17 protein-coding genes and 1 pseudogene are annotated in these 15,990 nt (G+C 38.7%); 4 read left to right on the forward strand and 14 right to left on the reverse strand.

The window, feature by feature from the left end; translation table 11 throughout:
- Positions 1-27 precede the first annotated feature (27 nt).
- The 6 genes from QFZ28_RS17775 to QFZ28_RS17800 form a co-directional block, all read right to left on the reverse strand.
- On the reverse strand, positions 28-831 hold the full coding sequence (locus QFZ28_RS17775; protein ID WP_307195879.1) for a hypothetical protein: 804 nt from the start codon (positions 829-831) through the stop codon (positions 28-30).
- 134 nt (positions 832-965) lie between these two features.
- The gene (locus tag QFZ28_RS17780) at positions 966-2,270 is read right to left on the reverse strand and encodes a UDP-glucose dehydrogenase family protein (RefSeq protein ID WP_307195880.1); all 1,305 of its coding nucleotides are present in this window, start codon (positions 2,268-2,270) and stop codon (positions 966-968) included.
- Position 2,271: 1 nt separating this feature from the next.
- On the reverse strand, positions 2,272-3,177 hold the full coding sequence (gene galU / locus QFZ28_RS17785; protein ID WP_307195881.1) for a UTP--glucose-1-phosphate uridylyltransferase GalU: 906 nt from the start codon (positions 3,175-3,177) through the stop codon (positions 2,272-2,274).
- Between the two features lie 141 nt (positions 3,178-3,318).
- The gene (locus QFZ28_RS17790) at positions 3,319-4,095 is read right to left on the reverse strand and encodes a HipA family kinase (RefSeq protein WP_307195882.1); all 777 of its coding nucleotides are present in this window, start codon (positions 4,093-4,095) and stop codon (positions 3,319-3,321) included.
- Positions 4,096-4,101: 6 nt separating this feature from the next.
- Positions 4,102-5,199, reverse strand: a complete 1,098-nt coding sequence (locus QFZ28_RS17795) for a glycosyltransferase family 4 protein (protein ID WP_307197059.1) — start codon at positions 5,197-5,199, stop codon at positions 4,102-4,104.
- A gap of 72 nt (positions 5,200-5,271) precedes the next feature.
- The gene (locus QFZ28_RS17800) at positions 5,272-6,384 is read right to left on the reverse strand and encodes a hypothetical protein (RefSeq protein WP_307195883.1); all 1,113 of its coding nucleotides are present in this window, start codon (positions 6,382-6,384) and stop codon (positions 5,272-5,274) included.
- 402 nt (positions 6,385-6,786) lie between these two features.
- Between QFZ28_RS17800 and QFZ28_RS17805 the strand changes: the two genes are divergently transcribed.
- Entirely contained in the window at positions 6,787-8,055 is a 1,269-nt protein-coding gene (locus tag QFZ28_RS17805; RefSeq protein WP_307195884.1) for an MFS transporter, read from the forward strand.
- Between the two features lie 49 nt (positions 8,056-8,104).
- Here the strand turns inward: QFZ28_RS17805 and QFZ28_RS17810 are convergent, their stop codons facing one another.
- The gene (locus tag QFZ28_RS17810; RefSeq protein ID WP_307195885.1) at positions 8,105-9,145 is read right to left on the reverse strand and encodes an ATP-grasp domain-containing protein; all 1,041 of its coding nucleotides are present in this window, start codon (positions 9,143-9,145) and stop codon (positions 8,105-8,107) included.
- 152 nt (positions 9,146-9,297) lie between these two features.
- On the opposite strand from QFZ28_RS17810, the gene QFZ28_RS17815 reads away from it, so the two are divergent.
- Positions 9,298-9,975: an SOS response-associated peptidase gene (locus QFZ28_RS17815; RefSeq protein ID WP_307195886.1), complete on the forward strand. Its 678-nt coding sequence runs from the start codon at positions 9,298-9,300 to the stop codon at positions 9,973-9,975.
- A gap of 48 nt (positions 9,976-10,023) precedes the next feature.
- On the opposite strand, the gene QFZ28_RS17820 is transcribed toward QFZ28_RS17815, so the two are convergent.
- The 7 genes and pseudogenes from QFZ28_RS17820 to QFZ28_RS17850 form a co-directional block, all read right to left on the reverse strand.
- Positions 10,024-10,518 (reverse strand): flavodoxin domain-containing protein, encoded by a 495-nt coding sequence (locus tag QFZ28_RS17820; protein WP_307195887.1) that lies wholly within the window; start codon positions 10,516-10,518, stop codon positions 10,024-10,026.
- Between the two features lie 234 nt (positions 10,519-10,752).
- Positions 10,753-11,055, reverse strand: a complete 303-nt coding sequence (locus tag QFZ28_RS17825) for a hypothetical protein (protein WP_307195888.1) — start codon at positions 11,053-11,055, stop codon at positions 10,753-10,755.
- Positions 11,056-11,096: 41 nt separating this feature from the next.
- A complete protein-coding gene (locus tag QFZ28_RS17830; protein WP_307195889.1) occupies positions 11,097-11,423 on the reverse strand; it encodes a YfjL-like protein in 327 nt (108 codons plus the stop codon).
- Between the two features lie 164 nt (positions 11,424-11,587).
- Complete coding sequence (locus QFZ28_RS17835; protein WP_307195890.1) at positions 11,588-11,935, reverse strand: metal-sensitive transcriptional regulator; 348 nt, start codon at positions 11,933-11,935, stop codon at positions 11,588-11,590.
- Positions 11,936-12,050: 115 nt separating this feature from the next.
- Complete coding sequence (locus tag QFZ28_RS17840) at positions 12,051-13,514, reverse strand: alanine/glycine:cation symporter family protein (protein WP_307195891.1); 1,464 nt, start codon at positions 13,512-13,514, stop codon at positions 12,051-12,053.
- Between the two features lie 145 nt (positions 13,515-13,659).
- Positions 13,660-14,361 (reverse strand): annotated as a pseudogene (locus tag QFZ28_RS17845) (GTP pyrophosphokinase).
- A gap of 68 nt (positions 14,362-14,429) precedes the next feature.
- On the reverse strand, positions 14,430-15,086 hold the full coding sequence (locus tag QFZ28_RS17850; protein ID WP_307195892.1) for a TetR/AcrR family transcriptional regulator: 657 nt from the start codon (positions 15,084-15,086) through the stop codon (positions 14,430-14,432).
- 262 nt (positions 15,087-15,348) lie between these two features.
- On the opposite strand from QFZ28_RS17850, the gene QFZ28_RS17855 reads away from it, so the two are divergent.
- Together QFZ28_RS17855 and QFZ28_RS17860 are read left to right on the forward strand one after the other, a co-directional pair.
- Positions 15,349-15,510 (forward strand): hypothetical protein, encoded by a 162-nt coding sequence (locus tag QFZ28_RS17855; RefSeq protein WP_169803660.1) that lies wholly within the window; start codon positions 15,349-15,351, stop codon positions 15,508-15,510.
- A gap of 273 nt (positions 15,511-15,783) precedes the next feature.
- Entirely contained in the window at positions 15,784-15,960 is a 177-nt protein-coding gene (locus QFZ28_RS17860) for a hypothetical protein (protein WP_307195893.1), read from the forward strand.
- Positions 15,961-15,990 lie beyond the last annotated feature (30 nt).

The raw sequence follows: 15,990 nt of genomic DNA on the forward strand, positions 1-15,990 counted from the left end.
CACTTGTATGTTGAGGAGTTCCTTACATTAACCTTTTACAATTTTTGATGGGTTGTTTACTTTATATAAAACTGCGGTGTCAACAATGAACTCTTCTTCTACATCTTTGCCTTTGGCCAGTTTCTTCTTGGCTACTTTTCCGTCGAACTCAAGCGTATCTCCTGGTTGCAGCTCAAACTTCTTTAGTGTTTTACTGTGACTGCACCAAGCTAGTCCTAACTCAATCGGCGGCTCTTGTACGATAACCACATTTTCAAGGACCACTACTTCATCGTTTTCTTCATTAAATGGATTGTATGTAAGGGCAAACTGTTTAACACATGCTGTAAAGTGAACTTTATCTGCTGGAAGTTCAATTTTCGGCTCTTTCTCTTTTTTCGGTTTGGCAGCTTTAGGCTTTTTCGGTTCAGGATTTGCTTCCAATTTTGGCTCTGGTTTTTCTTCCTGCGCTTCAGTCTCTGTACCCTGTTCTGCAGTACTGAAATCCTTTTCCTCTACCTGCAGCATGCTCTCCTTGCCAAAGCTTGAAGCCTGCATTTCTTTTAGAAAAGCAGGGTGGATGCAGCACAAATTTCCATCCTGAAACTCTATCACAAGTGTATTAAATTCTTCTGACTTCCCGTACGTTTCAAATCCCTTAATCGTAACCACACGCTGGTAGTTCCGTTCCTTAAACAAAAACTCCCGCTTGGCCCCCTTCCCCGCAGAAAGCCCCCACTCCTTCAATTTCTCCTTATAATGATCCTCATCACGAAACCCGATAAAGTCCCCTTTAGGTGGAACATAACGAGTCAAACTGCTCCGTTCTAACTGCTCATGCTCAATAGCCATATTTTCACACCTTCCTGTGGTGTTATGTATTTTGTGTTGATACCTTTTTTATTGTATCAAAGTTTTCCGCTAATGAAAAAATCAAAGGCATGATTTTTGCAGTGAAACATTACTGCAAAAGTTCATGCCTAGTGTTAGATGATGATCGGTGGTTTTCCAATCGGATAGTATTCTACTGAGCTGCATGCTCGGATTTTCTCTTCTGGAAGACAGTTTCTGCCGTCAAAGATGATTGGTTCTTTCATTTTCTCTACCATCTTTGATACATCCATACCTTTGATTTCGTTCCACTCTGTTACAATCAACACGGCGTCTGCTTCAAAAATCGCTTGATCAATTGATCCTGCATATTTAATCTTATCGCCAATAATTTTTCTCGCGTTCTCAGTGGCAACAGGGTCATAGGCGACCACTTCTGCCTCGAATTTGGTTAATTCCTCCGCAATCGGAATAGATGGGGCTTCTCTCATATCATCCGTTTCTGGTTTAAAAGCTAGTCCAAGCATCGCAATTTTCTTCCCTTTTAATCCTCCAAACCGTTTTACTGCCTTTGTTACCAACAATTTTCGTTGATATTCGTTGATGGCAATGGTTTCTTTTAATAACGGAAATTCTACTCCATTTAATCCTGCAGTGTGGAGCAACGCTTTGACATCCTTTGGAAAACATGAGCCGCCATAGCCAATGCCAGCATTCAAAAATGCCTCGCCAATTCTTTTATCCTTCCCCATTCCTTTTGCAACATCAGTTACATCTGCGCCTACCGCTTCGCATAAATTGGCTATTTCATTGATATAACTAATCTTCGTAGCTAAAAACGCATTGGAGGCATATTTAATCATTTCAGCACTTCTTGTACTAGTTAAAATTACAGGCACATTTAATGGCTGATACATGTCCCTAATTTTCCCTGCTGCCTCTGCATTTTCGGAACCAATAATAATCCGGTCCGCCTTCATCGTATCCTCAATGGCAGATCCCTGACGGAGAAACTCGGGATTCGAAACCATTTTAACCGGAAACCCACATTGGTCTTCAATCATTTTTCTAACAAAATCGTTCGTGCCGACTGGCACCGTACTCTTAATCACAACAATCGTATCACTCGTAATATAGGCGGATATATCTTTAGCAGCTTGTACCAAATAAGAAAGGTCAGCTGCCCCATCATCACCCTGTGGCGTTCCAACTGCTACCACAATAATTTCTGTACCAGCTAACGCCTCATTTAGTGAGGTGGTAAAATGCAGCCGGCCTGCTTCCATATTCGCAGTTAGTAAATCTTCAAGACCTGGTTCATATATAGGAGAAATTCCTTGAAGTAATTGGTTAATCTTTTGTTCATTAATATCGATGCATGTGACATGATGACCGATTTGTGATAAACAAACTCCTGTCGACAGCCCTACATAACCTGTACCTAAAACAGCAATCTTCATATCAATCAATCTCTCTCTTACTATTTTGAAGGGTTTCTTTCGTCGTAACTTCTTGCAAATAGGCTAACACTGATTCTCTAATATCCTCGCGGCTTAATGCGAAATCAATTGTTGCCTTAATAAAACCAATTTTATCTCCGATATCATAACGGCTGCCATCAAAGTTATAGGCAAAGACAGCCTGGTGTTTATTCAATTCATTAATGGCATCTGTCAGTTGTAGCTCATCCCCTCGACCTACTGGAATTCTCTCCAAAATTTCAAATATTTTCGGACTGAGGACGTAACGGCCCATAATGGCATATCTAGAAGGTGCCTCTTCTAAACTTGGTTTTTCTATTAACGAATCAATATGGAATAAATCAGACTCAATCATCGTTCCTTTAGGTTTAATAATTCCATATTTGCTGACTTCTTCATCTGATACTGTCTGTACAGCAACAACCGAACTATTATAATATTCGAAAACATCCATAACCTGCTTTAGGCAGGGAATTTCCGACATGACGATATCATCACCTAGTAAAACAGCAAATGGTTCGTCACCAATGACGCTCTTTGCACAGAGAATAGCATGGCCCAGCCCTTTCGGCTCTTTCTGACGAACATAAACGATATTTACTAAGTTTGATATCTTTTGAACATCTGCTAACATATCAAGTTTGTTTTTTCTAAAAAGTGTATCTTCAAGCTCATACGATTTATCGAAATGGTCCTCAATGGACCTTTTTCCTCTGCCGATGATGATGATAATCTCTTCAATACCAGAAGCAACAGCTTCTTCCACGATATATTGAATGGTTGGCTTATCAACAATCGGCAGCATTTCTTTTGGCTGGGCTTTCGTTGCTGGCAAAAATCGAGTACCGAGGCCAGCTGCTGGAATAATGGCCTTTCGGATTTTCATATGCTGCCTCCTTTCCTTTTCCCCTTTATCCTTTATATGCAGAGGGACAGCCTCCGGTCACGTTAGTAACCTATTAAAATCGTTTATTTAAAGGACATTTTCGATAAAATAAAACTCCCTTCACAAAGATAGCCAAGGGAGTCATTCGTCACGTTCATGTATTGGCCGGTAAACTCGTTTAATAAACCTTTCCATTAATTTTCTTAGTATTCTTTTCCGCCGCATTACTAACGTACTGACGATGGCTTTTCTTTCTTCACTGGTAACGTGCCAATCTTCTGGAATGACTGCGACAATTTCTTCTATTAAATGAATGGGCAGCGTTTGAATGATTTCTAGCTGCTCGTAGAACGCCTGCTCATCCTCGATAAAACTGGCCATAATTTGATGGGTTGCACTTTTTAGAATTGTGATCGGCAGTGATTCAATATCCTCTAGTGTCCAATTATAGGAAGCGAACACTTCGGCATGATCGATGATCCACAAGTGATAGGAATGTGCTGTGTCGTCGCATAGAATAATATTTTTCCTAGTTCGATCACGATTGCACAGCCAGTAATCAAATAAAATAATACCTGCTAGATTTTCTTTGTTTGTAATAGCTGGAACTTCGGTCACTTGATGTCCATCAAAACAGTCTGGCACGTATAGACTTGCAAATTGAAACTGTGTTTGTGCCATTTGAGAGAGTTCAGGGTAATGTGAGGAAAACTCCTGGGGAATTTCTACTAATTGTGCAAAAGGTATTGGCAGTCCAAGGTAGCGTGCAAGGCAATAGCCGACCCATTCATTGGCCAGTGTTTTTTCAAATCCAGGCTGGAAATATTTCACAGCATAGTCCCGGCCATCATTAAATGTTATTAAGTGAGCATTCGATTTTCCTTCTAGTGTTTTCTTGTATGCGACTGGTTTAATCATTCCCTATCACCTCATTGGAGTCGCCATTCTGCCTATTTTTTTCAAAAGATGGACATATTGTTCTGCCACAACCTCTATCGCAAATTTCTCATGGACGCGTTCGATTGCTGCCGTTGACATTTGTTCATGAAGGATTGGATCATCCAAAATAGTACGAAGCTGTTTTACAGCATCCTCTACGTTTTGACCGCGAAAAAGCAGCCCGTGTTCGCCGTGGACGACCAACTCTGTGACCGGCATCATATTAGAAGCCACTACAGGTACACCGCAAACCATTGATTCAATAAAGGTATTTCCAAACGATTCGGTTTTAGTTGTTGCCAGTGTACAACCTCCTGACTGGCGAATTTTCGCATAAACATGCGGCATTTGTTGATAGGGGATTACAGGAAACCACTTGACTATGTCTGTAAGCTGCTCCTCCTGCCATTTTGCTGCAAATTCCTCGCGCTGCACACTTTGTGCACCTCCGATGACCCAAAATTCTATATCATCACGCTGATTTTTCATGAGTTTTGCTACTTCCAATAACATTTGCCAGTTTTTACGTTTGTCCAATCTGCCAATCCAGCCAATAATTTTTTTACCGTTAGGGAGGATCGGATCACTATTCAAATTTATCTCTTCGTATGCCAATGCACGGTAAAATGACGTATCGATGCCGTTGTAAATGACATGGATTGGGATTCCGTCCGTTAGAATCGATACTAACCGTTTTTGATAGTGGGAGGGAACAATGATGGCTTTCGGCTCGATTCCTCTAAAGGATTTTAAATGTGGCCTAAGCTTAATCAGTTCCGGGGTGCGTGCCTCTACCAATACTGGTCCTTGATATTTTGCTTTCTTAATCCATTTAAAGGCAGCACCCGTATCAACGACAATGATGGCGTCATAGTTATTGTATTGGATGATTTTGATAATTTCCTGTTCATCCTTTGTCAAATAAACCGGAGCAACATCTTCCATAATATGGAGCCCGCCGTGATCGGTCGTATACAAAAACTCTGTATCAATTCCATGCTTTTTAAAATAAATTGAGCGATTGCGCCAGCCGGCATTCACCCCGCCTACTGTCAGCAGACGCCAGATTACTAATACTTTCATAATATTTCCCCTCGTTTTCATTCTGGCTCCTCCCCAGCCTTGTTGGGTCTCTTTATTCAACCTTATAGCAGCTTAACGTCCTTTTTTATTTTTATCCTTGTCTTTCTTCTTGTCTTTCTTTTTGTCTCGCTTCTCATCATAGCGGTCTTGGGTCTCGTATCTATCTCCTGTGAAGTGTCTGCCGCCTTTTGCGCCTTTTGCGCCTTTAGCACCTTTGCTGCGTCGATCTCTATCTCCCTCAAAGTGTTTTCCTCCACGGTATTCACGATCACCTTTAGAGTGTCTATCACCTTCAAAACGTTTAACCCCGCCATAGTCGCTCTCGCCTTCTGGGTATCTTTCAGCATAATTTTGTTCGAGTTGGTCCCAATGCTCATCGATTTTGGCCATGACCTCCTCCGGATCTACGCCTCTTGCAAGCATTGCTTTTACCCATTCTTCCTTGAAAACCTTATGCACCAACCCTTGCAGCTTGGTCACATAATTTTTCTCATCTGCTGTTGTCAATAGGGTGTTACTTATATTTTTTATCTTATTCCTATCCGGTTCCTGCGGAAGAAGTAACGCGGTGATTTGTCTGGATATTTCCTCCATGTGGATATAGTGAAGCCATTCCGCATATAATTCCGGTGCCAATTCTTGTACATGTGCCAAAAAGATTGCTTTATTTTTTTCCCCTAAAGAAGTTAATAATTTACGCGGATATGGATAAACACGATCACGCCAAATGGTTCTCGCTACATCAATTACCTTTAAACTGCCGTCAGGCTGAAGGTAAATTTGCCGTTTATGATGGTCAATTCTCTCGTATCCAATTTTTTTAAATGTAAATAACATTTCAATTAATTTTGCAGATAGTGCCTTTGTTAGGGGCTGTGATTGTAAATATTCACGCAGGTCAACACCCCGGATAATTTCCATCACAATATAGAGTGGCCCTTTTCCGTAGAGCTTTGGAAAAAGAGTGGTCTGCTGGCCAAGCGATAAAGCATAATATTCACGGTCACAATCCTCTGTATTCCCAAACACCTTCACACAGATGTCATTCGTTAATTGGAAGACTGCACCTTGGCGTCCTTTTCCCATCATCACCAATGGTGAGTTATTGACTACTTCCACATCTGCATTGACCATATTTGTCACTTTAATATTTTTCATCCATTTTTCTAAATTTTTAATATTCATATATTCCCTCCTTCCTTTTTAAGTTTGGCAGCTTCATTCAGTTAATAACTTGGCAGTATTTTATAAGTCTGCTTGTCTGATGATAAAATCTTGGAAATACCGCCTACTATAATAGATTCAATTCGGTCATAAAGTGTACGGGCACCTGTCTGCAAAAATAAAATATAAATCGTCGAATAAATGGCCCTTCAGAGATGACTGTGTTTGATTTACGAAAACTGTGAAAAAATTAACAATTACGTCCTTTTTTTATTGTAAAATTGAAATAGCTAGGGAAAATTATTGCTGCCTTAGATAAATAATTGAAAGGCCTATTGTAAAAGTTGTGATGGCTCCGCATATATTTATGTAAAAGACAGAAATCATTAAGTAACTTTGTAAAACTAAGTAGGAGGAACCTCTATGAGTCGTTTGACGAAGCAAGAAAAGAGCTGGGTTTTTTATGATTGGGCGAATTCTGCATACTCCATCTTAATTACAACCGCTATTTTTCCTTTATATTTCAAAGCGGCTGCTGATGGTGCAGGTCTTGCTGGTTCTACCTCTACTGCATATTTGGGGTATGCGAATTCCTTTGGGACTCTGCTTGTATCCATTTGTGCACCAATTTTAGGAACCATTGGTGATTTTAGAGGATTAAAAAAGAGATTATTTACCTTTTTTGTCATTCTGGGGATTGCTTTTACTGCACTGCTGGCAGTTGTCCCAAGTAATCAATGGCTTATTCTCTTAATCTGTTATGTTATTACCGTCATTGGTTTTGGAGGGGCCAATATATTTTATGACGCCTTTCTGGTGGATGTTACGAGTGAAGAACGAATGAATAAGATATCCGCCCGCGGGTTTGCAATGGGTTATATCGGAAGTACGATACCTTTCATCATTGGCATTGCTCTTATTCTATTATCACAGCAAGAGATACTGCCCTTGTCTGTAACCGTCGCAACGCAAATAGCCTTTGCTATCACTGCAATTTGGTGGGGAACCTTTACGATTCCAATGTTAAAAAATGTTCAACAGGTCTATTATGTCGAGCGTGTGGCAAACCCGATTTCTACCAGCTTTAAAAAGGTTTTCCAAACACTTAAACGAATTAAAGCTTACCGTCCTTTATTTCTATTTCTTATCGCTTATTTCTTTTATATTGATGGGGTCCATACGATTATTACCATGTCTACTGCGTACGGAACAGATCTTGGTATTTCATCAACAAACCTATTAATCATTCTATTTGCCACCCAGGTAATCGCTGCCCCGTTTGCGCTTCTTTATGGTAAATTAGCAGATAAATTCACAGGTAAAAGAATGTTATTAGTTGGCATTTTTATTTATATCATAATCTGTATTTATGCATATTTTATGAAAACTACCTTAGATTTCTGGATTTTAGCTATGCTTGTTGGTTCCTCCCAAGGCGGGATTCAGGCTCTTAGCCGTTCTTATTTTGCTAAGTTAGTACCAAAGGAGAATGCAAATGAGTTTTTTGGATTCTATAATATTTTTTATAAATTCGCGTCAATCCTTGGACCAGCTTTAGTCGGTATCACCGCCCAAATCACTGGTAATACAAACGCTGGCGTATTTAGCTTAGTTATATTATTTATACTAGGCGGGGCTGTTTTAATGCGTGTTCCAGAAACAACTGATAAAATCCAAGTAATTCATAAATAACAAACATAACAAACAACGCCTTGGGAATTCCCCAAGGCGTTATTTGCTATCATGCAAAAAGATCTTTATCCAGTATCATTTCCTTCTCGAGATGACTCGCTCGAATACCAAATCTAGGCTTTAATTGGCCAATTTCTTCACCCAGCAAAAGTTTAATTCCCAGGTATGGAAGGTTAAGACCTGTTAAGCAGCTAAAATGCATTCCTCCGCTCATTCGCGGATTAATTTCAAGCAGCTTAGGGACACCTTGATTATATTTCACCTGAATATTAAAGAGATACGGTATTTGATAGTGTTGATGAAACCTCTGGGCAAGTTGAATAAGTTCATGATGATTGATGATTTCTCTTATTCTTCCTTCCCCTTTCATCCTTGGAATTGCCGCATACAGCTGCTCAGCCGATGACACACAGTCAATACTGAATTCAGGTCCTTCTAAATACTCTAACACCATTAAATCAGGGAAAACCTCTTGCTGGCTTAAAATCTCACATGCATAATGATAAGGGAGACGGCGGCTGCTAGCCCTTCCAAAAAGCTGGTCAATACTCTCTATTTCGTCCTCAATAACGCGGAAACCAGTGGCGCCTTCACCTACAACGGGTTTAAAACAAACCTTGTGTCCTTTCGCCCGTAAACTTTCATATGCTGATTTGAAATCATAAATATTATTGACGACGTAAAAATCTGGTATCGCTACAAGTTCTGCCCCATCCTCTTCCTTCTGCAGGATAGAGTGATAGGCAGCTGCTTTATTGTCTAGTGTCTCCATTAATTCGGAATCTGGACATACAAGCACTTTAACACCTATGTTTTCAAAATCGGCCAGCCTTTTCGAAATGAGGACATTTTCTTTCCTTGGGATAAAAATATTTATCTTATGCTTCCGACAAAACTCAAGACAAAACTCAATATATTCCTCACCCGATACGGTGGGTTCTGTAAAGGCATAATCACAATACTGCAAATAGAGAGCGTCCTTATTTGAATGCGTGCCAAAAATTTCAAACCGCCGCCCCTCGTCATTCGAACGAATCATCTCCATAAAATGCGTAACCGTCGTAAACCACCTATTAAACCAAATTCTCATAAGCAACCTCCTTCTCGTTGAAATTTCCAAACTAAAAAACCTTAACCAGTATTAACCTAAAAATTCCACTTTATACATTTTTCCTGCTGTAACGATGCATAAATTGGGGTAAAATGAATAAATAGTGACAGGCACCAAAAGGAGGTATCCAGATGTGCGGTAGGTTTACGTTAACTGCCACGGTTGATCAGTTGATTGATCGGTTTGATGTTGAGTTTTTTCTGCAGGAGGAGGAGTATAATCCTAGTTATAATGTGGCTCCTTCTCAGTCGGTGTTAGCGGTGATTAATGATGGTACTCGTAATAAGATGGGGTTTTTACGCTGGGGGTTAATTCCGCCGTGGGCGAGGGATATGTCGATTGGTTATAAAATGATTAATGCTCGAGCCGAGACCTTAACAGACAAGCCCAGTTATCGAAATGCTTATAAGAAAAAACGCTGTTTGATTGTCGCAGATAGTTTTTATGAATGGAAGAGGATTGATAGTAAAACCAAGATTCCAATGCGGATAAAACTTAAATCCGATGATTTATTTGCGATGGCCGGACTTTGGGAGAACTGGAAATCTCCTGATGGAAAATCGATTTACTCCTGCTCTGTGATCACCACCAGTCCTAATGAGCTAGTTCAAGACATTCACGACCGGATGCCAGTGATATTAAAACCAGAAGATGAAAGATATTGGCTCGACCCTGCCATCACAGACACTACTCAGTTCAGCCCCTTACTTAAGCCGTTGGACCATGCTTTGATGGAAGCCTATGAAGTGAGCCCACTGGTTAATTCACCGAAAAACAATTCGATTGAATTGATACAAAAAATCTGTTAACTCTAGAAGAAAGGCCTGACCCGCAACGGTAAGGCCTTTTCTACTTTTCTATACATGTGCAATTGTTGCATTAATTTTCATAACAAAGGTCATGATGGCCGTCGTATCTAAATTCGATGTGTCCACTGTAATTCCATTTACTTTTTTAACAATTTGCCTTTCAATAAAGTTCATTTTACTGACTAAAAATTCTCCGCCAAAAATACCATTAGCCATGGATATTTTCCTTAATTCCTCAGGGAAGGCAGCGTCAAATTGTTCAAGAGCAGTTTGTCCGTCGTGCCAGCAGCAAAGGAAAAGACCCAGTTTTTTTGTTAATAGTTCATCATAATGTTTTGCGATAAAATGCTTAATTTTCCTTTGAATACTTCCGGCATGGATGGAGCCTCCGATAATTACGAAGTCAAAATCGCGTACTTCAAAAGTAATTTTATCTCGTTTTAAATCAACCGCAAGGACTTCTCCTTCCATCCACTCACTCACCAATTGGACAGCTTTTTCTGTTGTGCCATGAGATGAGCAATAAACAATCAATGTCTTCATAAATCATCCTACCCTCCATGGGAAAATTTTTTCGCAATCATTAATCAAAAGTTACTGTCGTCTTTTTGTTGTCTTACCATCATTATAAAGAAACAATTATCATTATCACGTTAAAATTTTGGCAATATTTCTACAATTTAACAACCTTCACAAGTATCGCATTGTCAACACCAATTTCTAGACTCATGAGTACGAGGAGAATATAAAAATAGTGCTCCACCATAGGTGGCAGCACTATTTTTCAATGATTTCGCCTTTTTCCGTAATAAAGAAGACCTTCGCCCGTTCATTCATTTCATCTTGATAATAGCGTACTTTCATTAGAACCGGAAAATTTGCTTGCTGCAGAAATTGACTAAGCTTCTTCATGTTCTGTATCTCGTTTTTTTGATCCACTTGTGTCCAATTTGCTTTAATATCGATGGGTATAGAGGTTGAAAGAATCGAAATGTTTGTTTCTTCATAGGTAGGTATATTAGGACCAAAGATTTCTCCTTTGTCCTTAATTTGCAGGGCTTTAAACGTTCCTTCATCCAATTCCGGAAAAAGGTCTTTTATTTGTGCTTTAAGGTTCGAAGCTAACTCACTACCTCCCACATAACTTTCGGATAATTATCGGAATAGCCAAGAGGGGTATCACGATCTTGCTCGATGATAAATAAGAGGTTCGGGTGCTCTTTGGGATAGGCATATCCTTGGTACGTTTCACTTAGAAAATTGTAGCTAATTTTAGTTAGGACAAAATCCGTCTGATATTTTTCAGAAATGTAGTTGTCCATCTTTATTTCATGTTTTTGTTTTCCCCATGGTGTCCCGTAAAAAACAGTATAAGCATACACACTAAAAGAAAGTATAACTCCAGCAAATACGATTAGGATTATTTTCGTCGCCTTTATATTCCTCACCTCTTATAGTTTTCAGAATATTATAACTATAATATTCTTCGTACTATTTTCTTATTCCTGCTAGAAAAGAACTATATTAGAAATAAAAGAGTGATGGCAATCTCCTAAAGCAACAAATCAGCCTAAAAAAAAGACGTACTAATAGTACGACTTGATAAATGCTGCTATTTCTTCATTAACTTTTGTATGGTTACGAGGACCTCGTCTAAAACTTCATGGTCCCCTTCTTGAATTCTGTCAATTACACATGTTTTCAAATGACCTTCCAACAAAAGTTTTGCAACACTATTCAATGCAGATTGCGTTGCGGAAATCTGCGTGATTACATCATCACAATAGGCATCCTTTTCAATCATCCCTTTTATTCCGCGAATTTGTCCTTCAATTCGGTTGAGTCTTGTTACAAGATTACTCTTCACCTTATCCGAATGATGGCTTTTTCGGTGGCTGCCTGAAGTCACGCAGCAGGAGTCATCATTCATTTCTTCCTCAAATTCTTGTTCAAAAGACATTCCATCACCTCATTTTTTGTTATTATATCATACCCCCCTATGTAAAGCGATAGACCATCTTTGAAAGTAAAAAAGAAACTGACAAGCATGCTGTCAGTTTCCTCCCTTTTTTAAGTTAACCTATTTTTTCAACCGATTCAGCTTCAGGATACTTATATTCATGTTCCCAGAAATCAGCATCTTTAATACCTAATTTTACCGGATCAAATACAGGATCTTTTCCGTCTTTTAACTGAGCTTCATAGTCCTTTAGAACTTTCAAGGCTGGTTTCGTTAAAAGAAGTATTGCAATCAGGTTTAGCCAAGCCATTGCACCAACACCAACATCTCCCAGTGCCCAAGCGAGACCTGCTTCTTTAACGCATCCGTAGTAGACCATTCCTAAGATAACAAATTTAAGAACATATTCCGTCCACTGATTCTTATTTTTTCTAATATAGGCAAGATTCGTTTCCGCCATATAATAGTACGCCATAATCGTTGTAAAGGCGAAGAACAACAGTGCAATCGCTACAAATGGTGCACCAAATCCTGGTAAAACCGATTCAACGGCTGCTTGAGTATAGCCAGGACCTGCTTCGACATCTGTTAGATTTGTAACGATAGGTTCTTTTCCTTCAGGTGTTACATTATACATCCCCGTCATAAGAATCATAAAGGCTGTTGCCGTACAAACAAACCAAGTATCAATATATACTGAGAATGCCTGGACAATTCCTTGCTTGGCAGGATGTGATACTTCCGCAGCTGCTGCAGCATGTGGTCCAGTACCCTGTCCTGCTTCATTGGAATAAATACCTCGTTTTACTCCCCAAGATATAGCAGCACCTAAAATTCCCCCATATGCTGCATTTCCGCCAAATGCACTTGAAAAAATTAAAGAAAGGACATCAGGTATTTGAGAGAAATTTGCAATAGTAATGATTAGAGCCACAATAATATAACCAACAGCCATAAATGGTACAACAAATTCGGCTGTTCGTGCTATACGTTTTACTCCACCAAAAATAATAGCTGCTAAGGCTAAAATTAATACGATACCTGTAATACTTGTATTGATCCCGAAAGCATTATCAATACTGACAGCGATACTATTTGCTTGTACCCCAGGTAAAAGGGCTCCAGTCGCAATAACAGTTACAATCGCAAATAATACGGCATACCATTTCAGCTTCAGCCCTTTTTCTATGTAGTAAGCTGGACCGCCGCGAAATTGACCGTCTTGTTTTGACTTATATACCTGACCAAGAGTGGATTCAATGAAAGCTGAACCTGCTCCTAGAAACGCGATTAACCACATCCAGAACACAGCACCTGGTCCCCCGAAAGCTATCGCGGTCGCAACACCAGCAATGTTACCTGTACCAACCCTTCCGGACAAGGCAAGGTTTAATGCCTGAAAGGATGAAATTCCGGCTTCTGATTTTTGACCTTTAAACGTTAGCCTAAAAATATCCTTCATATGCCTGATTTGAAGAAACCGAGTTGATAACGTGTAAAATAAACCTACTCCTAAACATAAATAAATAAGTGCCTGGCTCCAAATAATTCCATTCAACCAATTTACAACTTGTTCCAAGTAAATCCCCCTTTTACTCTTTGATGTTTTCTATTATATAACAGCTTATCTATAAAGTGAAAGAATTTTTTGAATACTTTGTTAGAAATCCTTACATAAAAAAGTAAAAAACCTATTACCAAAATAAGTAATAGGCATTTCTTTCTTATTTGATCCCCAGTTTTTCTTCAATAAAAGCCTCTAAGGATTTAAGTTTGTTGTTTCCGACTCCAAGTGGCAGAAGGAACTCACCAGCTTCATCGTCTTTCTTCATTTTATCCATATCTAAATGCAGTTTCTCCATTTTCCGGTCCAAAAGCGCTGCCATCTCAGCACTTGCTTTTAATTCATCAAGCATTTTTTGGGGAATTTCTTTGTTGTACTTATAATAAATTTTATGTTCTAAGCTTGCCCAGAAATCCATCGCAATCGAACGGATTTGAATCTCAACCATAATTAGTTCCTCACGGTCGGACATAAAAATCGGTATTTCCACAATCATATGCAGACTTTGATAACCATTCGGTTTTGAATTTTTTATATAATCCTTATATTCTGTAATTCGAATATCTTTTTGATTCGCAATCATCCTGCTTATTTCATAAATATCGGAAATAAATGAGCAGGTAATCCTCATTCCGGCAATATCTCTAATATTTGTTTTAATACTATCTAATGTAAAGTCACAATCTTTTCTTTGTACTTATCTAAAAATACTCTCAGGTGTTTTTAACCGTGAATTAACGTGTTCTATTGGGTTATAATTATGAATATAATTAAACTCATCTTTAAGTATATTAATTTTTGTTGTCATTTCATCGAGGGCAAATTTATAGTCCATCATAAAACGAGTCAGTTCAATTTTCATTGCCTTTAATTTTTTAAAATCAAGGGTCTTTTCTATTCCCGGCGTTTACATCCTTTCAAAGATCATTCCTATTCTTCTGCCTCGGACTTATCTAATTGTAATTTTTTAATCACTTCTGGTGGAAAAACGAAGCGGCAAATGACTTTTGCTACTTCACGATAATCTGTCACATTCCCACATAGTTTCATTTTTTCGGGTGCATGCTCCGCCAAAGTCATCAGCGACCATGTAACCGTATTTAAATCTAAATCTTTCCAAGTTAGTCCCTTCTCATAGGCCATTGTTAAGCCTAAAAGAATACGAGTAAATATTTTTCGTTTTGCTGCTGCAAGTACCTCAACAAATTCTTTATCCTTAGCCAATAATTCAGGAAGCACTCGCTGCATTCCCATCTCCTTAATACGCTTATCATATGCTTCTAAGAGGGCAGTCAGCGTGCTTTCTGGGTCTGAGACACCCCATTTTGGTTCAGGCGGCATTAACATTTCAATTTGATCCTCTAACAGAGACATTAGTAGCTGTCGTTTATCCGAAAAGTACCGATAAAAAGTACCGGTCGCTACCCCTGCATGTGCTGCGATTTCCTTTGCCGTTGTATGCTCATATCCTTTTAAGATAAATAATTCATGACCACTTTTCAGGAGCAAATCTCTTTTAAGCTGAGCGCGTTCCTGCTTAGGTATTAATGGAAACTCACCCACCAGATGGTCTTCTCGGTCTGACATTTTTCTCACCTCAACCCTATTATAACACAAATCACAAATATTGAACCCTAGTTCATGTTTCTATTGACAGAATCTCTTAATCATGTAATACTTGAACTATAGTTCATGTTATTTTCAATTAATGTTTACACCCCTTGGCATTGATTGTAAATAACATGAACAAATTATTTATTTTTGGTTTTTTTGAGACTTTTTACTCGCTTTTTTTGCTTTTATTCATATATAATATTTTATAATTAACTTTGGAAGGTGTTGATTAATAATGGCAAACCAATCTGATAAAAAGGATATCTCAATCAACTCAAGCGTTTCACTAAAGGGAATTGTAAAAGCCATTTTCAACGATACCGTACACGTGCAAATTGGCGGCAAGATTATTACTTTGCCAAAAGCTGATTTCCTGTTAGATAAATCTATGAATTAAAAAAGATATTATATAGAAAGCCCATTGCTGCATAAGCAATGGGCTTTCTTTTTGTATGTTTAAAATACATTACAAGCTCTTAATCAAAGGATATGGCTTCTATTTTAAGAACGTGTGAGTTATTTTCACGAGTATCCATGTCAGCAAAGCTGACAGCTTGATAAGACGTTTTTTCGACTTTGTATGGAAAAATTTACAGTGTTATCATTAATTCTGTATTAACCATAAAGCCGAATTAACGGTAAAAAACCGGAGGGATTCATTATCCATTATTTGAAACTGAAGTACACAAATGAAATGGAAAAAGCGTTGCTTGGTGCACATGGGGTATGTTATGAAGTCTATAAACGTAAATTAAATGTGAGAATGGAAGTTGAAAAACAGCGTGAGCGGGAACATCTTTTATGTAAACAGCTGTACGCCAATTTTGTTGGAAGACTGAACCGTTGATATATAAGAGGAGCCTCTGTAATGGAAGCT

The sequence above is a fragment of the Neobacillus niacini genome, assembly GCF_030817695.1.
Taxonomy (GTDB): domain Bacteria; phylum Bacillota; class Bacilli; order Bacillales; family Cytobacillaceae; genus Neobacillus; species Neobacillus niacini_F.

Coding starts and splice junctions, on each gene's coding strand:
- QFZ28_RS17775 (WP_307195879.1), bottom strand. CDS start 831: ATGGCTATTGAGCATGAGCAGTTAGAACGGAGCAGTTTGACTCGTTAT.
- QFZ28_RS17780 (WP_307195880.1), bottom strand. CDS start 2,270: ATGAAGATTGCTGTTTTAGGTACAGGTTATGTAGGGCTGTCGACAGGA.
- galU (WP_307195881.1), bottom strand. CDS start 3,177: ATGAAAATCCGAAAGGCCATTATTCCAGCAGCTGGCCTCGGTACTCGA.
- QFZ28_RS17790 (WP_307195882.1), bottom strand. CDS start 4,095: ATGATTAAACCAGTCGCATACAAGAAAACACTAGAAGGAAAATCGAAT.
- QFZ28_RS17795 (WP_307197059.1), bottom strand. CDS start 5,199: ATGAAAGTATTAGTAATCTGGCGTCTGCTGACAGTAGGCGGGGTGAAT.
- QFZ28_RS17800 (WP_307195883.1), bottom strand. CDS start 6,384: ATGAATATTAAAAATTTAGAAAAATGGATGAAAAATATTAAAGTGACA.
- QFZ28_RS17805 (WP_307195884.1), top strand. CDS start 6,787: ATGAGTCGTTTGACGAAGCAAGAAAAGAGCTGGGTTTTTTATGATTGG.
- QFZ28_RS17810 (WP_307195885.1), bottom strand. CDS start 9,145: ATGAGAATTTGGTTTAATAGGTGGTTTACGACGGTTACGCATTTTATG.
- QFZ28_RS17815 (WP_307195886.1), top strand. CDS start 9,298: ATGTGCGGTAGGTTTACGTTAACTGCCACGGTTGATCAGTTGATTGAT.
- QFZ28_RS17820 (WP_307195887.1), bottom strand. CDS start 10,518: ATGAAGACATTGATTGTTTATTGCTCATCTCATGGCACAACAGAAAAA.
- QFZ28_RS17835 (WP_307195890.1), bottom strand. CDS start 11,935: ATGTCTTTTGAACAAGAATTTGAGGAAGAAATGAATGATGACTCCTGC.
- QFZ28_RS17850 (WP_307195892.1), bottom strand. CDS start 15,086: ATGTCAGACCGAGAAGACCATCTGGTGGGTGAGTTTCCATTAATACCT.
- QFZ28_RS17855 (WP_169803660.1), top strand. CDS start 15,349: ATGGCAAACCAATCTGATAAAAAGGATATCTCAATCAACTCAAGCGTT.